Origin of the sequence: Diaphorobacter ruginosibacter (assembly GCF_040396215.1) — a bacterium.
GTDB lineage: Bacteria > Pseudomonadota > Gammaproteobacteria > Burkholderiales > Burkholderiaceae_C > Diaphorobacter_A > Diaphorobacter_A ruginosibacter_A.
In genome coordinates this window covers 1-5,152 of sequence record NZ_JBEBOW010000193.1, presented here as the reverse complement: position 1 = coordinate 5,152, position 5,152 = coordinate 1, and the positions used below count along the sequence as shown (strand labels likewise).

At 66.9% G+C, this 5,152-nt stretch carries 6 protein-coding genes; 5 read left to right on the top strand and 1 reads right to left on the bottom strand.

The window, feature by feature from the left end:
* Nucleotides 1-605: LysR substrate-binding domain-containing protein (locus ABWP92_RS16425; RefSeq protein WP_353236482.1), on the bottom strand; the 605-nt coding region annotated here is incomplete at its 3' end.
* 103 nt (nt 606-708) lie between these two features.
* Between ABWP92_RS16425 and ABWP92_RS16420 the strand changes: the two genes are divergently transcribed.
* The 5 genes from ABWP92_RS16420 to ABWP92_RS16400 all read left to right on the top strand — a co-directional run.
* Nucleotides 709-1,575 (top strand): HpcH/HpaI aldolase/citrate lyase family protein, encoded by an 867-nt coding sequence (locus ABWP92_RS16420; RefSeq protein ID WP_353236481.1) that lies wholly within the window; start codon nt 709-711, stop codon nt 1,573-1,575.
* 80 nt (nt 1,576-1,655) lie between these two features.
* Nucleotides 1,656-2,657, top strand: a complete 1,002-nt coding sequence (locus tag ABWP92_RS16415) for a tripartite tricarboxylate transporter substrate binding protein (RefSeq protein WP_353236480.1) — start codon at nt 1,656-1,658, stop codon at nt 2,655-2,657.
* 54 nt (nt 2,658-2,711) lie between these two features.
* Nucleotides 2,712-3,866: a CoA transferase gene (locus ABWP92_RS16410; RefSeq protein WP_353236479.1), complete on the top strand. Its 1,155-nt coding sequence runs from the start codon at nt 2,712-2,714 to the stop codon at nt 3,864-3,866.
* A gap of 126 nt (nt 3,867-3,992) precedes the next feature.
* On the top strand, nt 3,993-4,697 hold the full coding sequence (locus ABWP92_RS16405; protein WP_353236478.1) for a YebC/PmpR family DNA-binding transcriptional regulator: 705 nt from the start codon (nt 3,993-3,995) through the stop codon (nt 4,695-4,697).
* 62 nt (nt 4,698-4,759) lie between these two features.
* On the top strand, nt 4,760-5,152 hold a 393-nt coding region (locus ABWP92_RS16400; RefSeq protein WP_353236477.1), incomplete at its 3' end, for a hypothetical protein.

The window sequence follows — 5,152 nt, the reverse complement described above, 5'->3', positions numbered from 1 at the left end:
CGATCGACCATCTGGCCACCGCCCAGATGCCGGTCGTAGCGGATCAGCGGCTGGCTGCGCAGCAGTTCGTGCGGATCGACATGGGCGAGGTGCCTGGGCGCGAGCAGGATGAGCGGCTCCTCGCGCAGCTGCGTCCAGTCGAATGTCTTGGCCAGGGGGAATGCGGGATAGAGGCAGACGGCGGCATCGAGTTCGCCTTGCCGCACGGCTTCGTAGAGCTGGTGCGTGGTGGCCGACTGCAGGAACACCTTCACGTCCGGGCATTGCTTCACGAAGTCCGCGAGGATGTCCGGCAGCAGGCTGTGCAGGGCGGTGTTGATGGTGCCGATGACCAGTTCCCCGCCGCCGCCATCGTCGGTCACCAGCGTGCGGGCGTGGGCGAGTTCGCGCAGGAGCGCCGGGGCGCTTTGCGCCAGCCGGTGGCCGGCTGGCGTCGGCACGACGGTGCGTCCGGCGCGCGCCAGCAGGGGTGTATTGAACTCTTTTTCAAGAATCCGCATTTGCTGCGCGACGGCCGCCGCCGTGACGTGCAGGCGGCGCGCGGCCTCGGCCATGGATCCTGTTTCCACGACCAGCATGAAGCTTTGGAGATAGCTGGTTTCCATTGCGGGGTGACTCCAGGCGTGAGGTTGGAAAGATATTTTTCCTTTTGTCTGAACGAATGGTAGCTGTGTTTTTCAGCGTGGGGTGCGCATCCACAATGCGCTCATGAGAAGCAAATTGTTTGTTCCGGGCTCGCGCCCCGAGTTGTTCGCCAAGGCGCTGGCCAGCGCCGCGGACAGCCTGTCCTTCGATCTGGAAGACGCCGTCGCCGAATCGCGCAAGGACGAGGCGCGTGCGCTGCTGCGGGACTTTCTGCTGAGCGGCGCAGCCGCCGGTGCGCACGCCAAGACCATCATCGTGCGCGTGAACGCCATGGATACGCCGCATTTCGCGCAGGACGTGGAGCAGGTGGTGCGTGACGGCGTTCACCTCGTCAATCTGCCCAAGCCCGAAAGCGCCGCGCACGTGGCGCGCGCGGCGAACGCGATCGCCGACGCCGCGCGCGCCAACGGAGTGCATCGCGTGCCGGGCCTGCTGCTCAACATGGAGACACCGAAATCGCTGCGCATTGGCGCGGCGCTGGCGGCGGCGCATCCCAGCGTGAAGGGACTGCAACTGGGCCTGGGCGACCTGTTCGAGCCCTATGGCATCCACCGCCGCGAAACCGGCGCGATCGCGCAGGCGATGTTCGCGGTGCGCATGGCGGCGGCCGAAGCCGGCGTGTGGGCCTATGACGGCGCGTTCGCCAACATCCGGGACATGGATGGCTTCCGCGCGGAGTGCGAGCTGTCGCGCCGCATGGGGTTTCTGGGAAAGACCTGCATCCATCCCAGCCAGATCACCGTTGCGAACGAGGTCTTCCAGCCTTCGCGGCAGGAGATCGACGATGCGCTCAAGGTCGTCGAGGCAGCGCGCGGGGCCGATCGGAACGCGGTCGGCGCATACGTCGTGGACGGCAGGATGATCGACCGGCCGTTCGTGCTGCGCGCCCAGGCCATCGTCGAGAGCGCGCGGGCGCTGGGTCTGGCCTGAGCCGCCCGCATTGGCCGCGATGGCTCGGCGGCCTTCGGATATCCAACCACCCATTCCAATCATTTTCAGGAGACCAGAGCATGACCCCAACCCCTTCGTTCATCCGCAGGAGCATCACCTGCGCGGCCCTGGCATGGGCTGTGCAGGCGCTGGGCGCCGCGCCCGCCCTGGCCGCCGATGGCGCGGCCTATCCGGGCAAGCCGATCACGCTGATCGTGCCGTATCCTCCGGGTGGCTCCAATGACGTGTTCGCGCGCCAGGTGGCCAAGGAAATCGGCGACATCCTCAAGCAGCCGGTGATCGTGGACAACCGTCCCGGCGCCAGCGGCAATACGGGCACGGCGACGGTCGCCAAGGCCGCGCCGGACGGCTATACGCTGGTGGCCGTCTCCTCCAGCATGACGACCAATGCGGGCGTGCAGCCGAAGATGCCGTTCGATCCGGTCAAGAATCTCGCGCCCGTGGCGATGCTGGCCAAGGGGCCGATGGTGGTCGCCGTGAACAACGATTTTCCCGCCAGCACGCCCGCGGAGCTGATCAAGGCGATCAAGGACCATCCGGGCAAGTTCAACTACGCGACCTCCGGCACGGGCAGCGTGAACCACATGGCGACGGAGTACCTGCGCTCCATGGTGCCCAACTTCGAGATCACGCACGTGCCCTACAAGGGTCAGGGGCCGGCGGTGACCGACGTGATCGGCAACCAGGTGCAGATGCTGATCTCCAGCGGCCCCTCGATCCTGCCGATGATCCGCAGCGGCAAGCTCAAGGCGGTGGGCATCACCAGCCTGGAGGCCAGCCCCATCGCACCGGATCTCACACCCATGGCGACGGCCGTGCCGGGCTACGAATTCGACCTGTGGTGGGGCATGCTCGCGCCCGCCGGAACGCCCGCCGACGTCATCGGCATCCTGAACAAGGCCGTCAACCAGGCTCTCGCCAAGCCGCAACTCAAGGAGCAGTTCCTGCGCGAGGGAGCGATCGTCACGCCCATCACCCCCGCTCAGTTCGGCGACGTGGTGAAGTCCGACGTGGAGCGCTGGAAGAAGCTGGCCAGGCAACGCAATATCGTGGCGGATTGAGATGGGGTCGCGCGTGTGCGTTGATCGCTGTTGTTTTGTTTTGGAGTGAATGCAATGAGCTTTGCCACCTTTGAACGCAAAGGTCCGGCCGGGCCGCTCAGCGGCGTGCGCGTGCTTGACCTGAGCGCCTATATCGCGGGGCCTTATGGCTGCTCGCTGCTGGCCGACCAGGGGGCCGAGGTCATCAAGATCGAGCCGCCGGCGGGAGACAATCTGCGCAAGTACCCCTCGACGCTGGAGGCGGAGAGCCGCGCCTTCATCGGCGTGAACCGCAGCAAGTGGGGAATGGTGCTCGATTTGAAGCAGGAATCCGATCACGCCGCGCTCATGAGGCTGGTGCGAGAGGCCGACGTGCTGGTGCACAACTTCCGCCCCGGCGTTCCGCAGCGGCTGGGGATCGGCTTCGAGCAACTGTCGGCGATCAATCCGCGCCTGGTCTATTGCAGCGTGACCGGCTATGGCGACAAGGGGCCGCTCAGGGCCAAGGCGGGCTACGACCAGGTCCTGCAGACCATGACCGGCATGTGCGCCATGCAGGGCAAGGCGGGTGGTCCGCCGGAAATCCTGTACGGCTCGGTGGTGGACTATTACGCGTCGGCGCTGGTGGCGGCGGGCGTATCTTCCGCGCTGTATGAGCGCGAGAGGAGCGGCCTGGGCCAGCATGTGGGCGTGTCGCTGCTGCGCGCGGCGCTGACCATGCAGTCGGCGCGCCTGGTCTGGGCCGATGGCGAGCCGCGCGACGTGGGGCGCGACATGCGTTCGGGCGGCATCACAGGCCTGCATCCCACCAGGCAGGGCCATATCTATCTGTCGGCCAACACGCAGCACTTCTGGGCCGCGCTGTGCCGCAAGACCGGACTGCACGACGTGGCCGCGAACGAGCGCTACGACTCGGTGCGCAAGCGCGCGCAGCACAGGGACGAGCTGATTCCCAGGCTGCGCGGCGCGCTGTCCGAGCACACCGCGCTGGAGTGGGAGGCCATCTTCGGCGAGGAGGTGCCCTGCGCGGCTGCGCGCCATGTCGAGGACATGTTCGACCATCCCCAGGTGCAGGCCGAGGAGATGATCGCGGAGTTCGCGCACCCCACGCTGGGCAGCTACCGCGGCTTCACGCGCGCGCTGGAGTTCGGCCGCACGCCGGGGCCCGAGCCGTTCGCCGCGCCGGTGCTGGGCCAGCACACCGAGGCACTCAGGACAGCGGCTGACTGACGGGCGGCCACTGCCTGGATTTGCGCCGGCGCATGCGCAAAATCCGCTCCGATAGGCAATACCGTGCTCCCGGGCTTCAAACTGCGCGAAAATCAACGGTTTGTTTCAACACCAAGGATCGCAGCCATGGGCGCGCAATGGAAAGCTAAAGGCAAGGCACTGGTTGCCGACGCCAAGGGAAAACTGTTCGGCAAACTCGTCAAGGAAATCACCGTCGCGGCGCGTGCCGGAGGCGACCCCGCGAGCAATGCCGCGTTGCGCATGGCCGTGGAAGCGGCCCGCAAGGCGTCGATGCCCAAGGACACGCTGGAGCGCGCGATCAAGAAGGGCTCCGGTGCGGGAGCCGATGCGGTCAATTACGAGCGCGTGGTCTATGAAGGCTATGCGCCGCACCGCGTGCCCGTGATGGTGGAGTGCCTGACGGACAACCCCAACCGCACGGCGCCCAACATGCGCGTGCTGTTCCGCAAGGGCCAGATGAGCGCGGTGGCCTGGGACTTCGACCACGTCGGCATGATCGAAGGCGAGCCCGCGAGCGCGGACGCCGACATGGAAATGGCGGCCATCGAAGCAGGCGCCCAGGATTTCGAGGCTGGCGATGAGGAAGGCGTCACGCTGTTCATCACGGACGCCTCCGACCTCGACGTGGTGAGCAAGGCCCTGCCGGCGCAGGGCGTGAAGGTGCTGTCGGCCAAGCTCGGCTACAAGGCGAAGAACCCCATCAGCGCGGCCTCATTGAGCGCCGAGGCGATGGAGGAAGTCCAGGCGTTCCTCGCCGGTCTCGAAAACGACGACGACACCCAGCACGTGTACGCTGGCCTGGTCGACTGAGCGCGCAGGCGGCGCACCGAGCGGCAGCCATGGGACGGCCGGGTATCGCATGGACGGATTCCATGCTCGCGCAACTGGGTACGGACAAGGACGCGGCGCTTGCCGTGCGCTGGGGCACGACGGCCAAGACCGTCAGCCTCAAGCGCAAGGAGCTGGGCGTGCCGGCGTTCGGCCATGTGCGGTGGAGCGGCGCCATGCTGGCCAGGCTGGGGCGCGAGCTGGACGCCGAGCTTGCCCGTGAATGGGGTATCAGCAAGGCCAGCGTGATCGCCAAGCGCCAGGAACTGGGCGTTGCATCCGTTGGCGCTGCAACGGGGGCGAAGGGGCGGCGCTTTGCCTGGACGGATGAGGCGGTCGCCTTGCTCGGCACGGATTCCGATGCCGTGATTGCCGGGCTGCTCGGCCTGTCGCGCCTGACGGTCTACAACGCCCGTATCTCGCGCGGCATCGCCGCG

Coding starts and splice junctions, on each gene's coding strand:
- ABWP92_RS16420 (WP_353236481.1), top strand. CDS start 709: ATGAGAAGCAAATTGTTTGTTCCGGGCTCGCGCCCCGAGTTGTTCGCC.
- ABWP92_RS16415 (WP_353236480.1), top strand. CDS start 1,656: ATGACCCCAACCCCTTCGTTCATCCGCAGGAGCATCACCTGCGCGGCC.
- ABWP92_RS16410 (WP_353236479.1), top strand. CDS start 2,712: ATGAGCTTTGCCACCTTTGAACGCAAAGGTCCGGCCGGGCCGCTCAGC.
- ABWP92_RS16405 (WP_353236478.1), top strand. CDS start 3,993: ATGGGCGCGCAATGGAAAGCTAAAGGCAAGGCACTGGTTGCCGACGCC.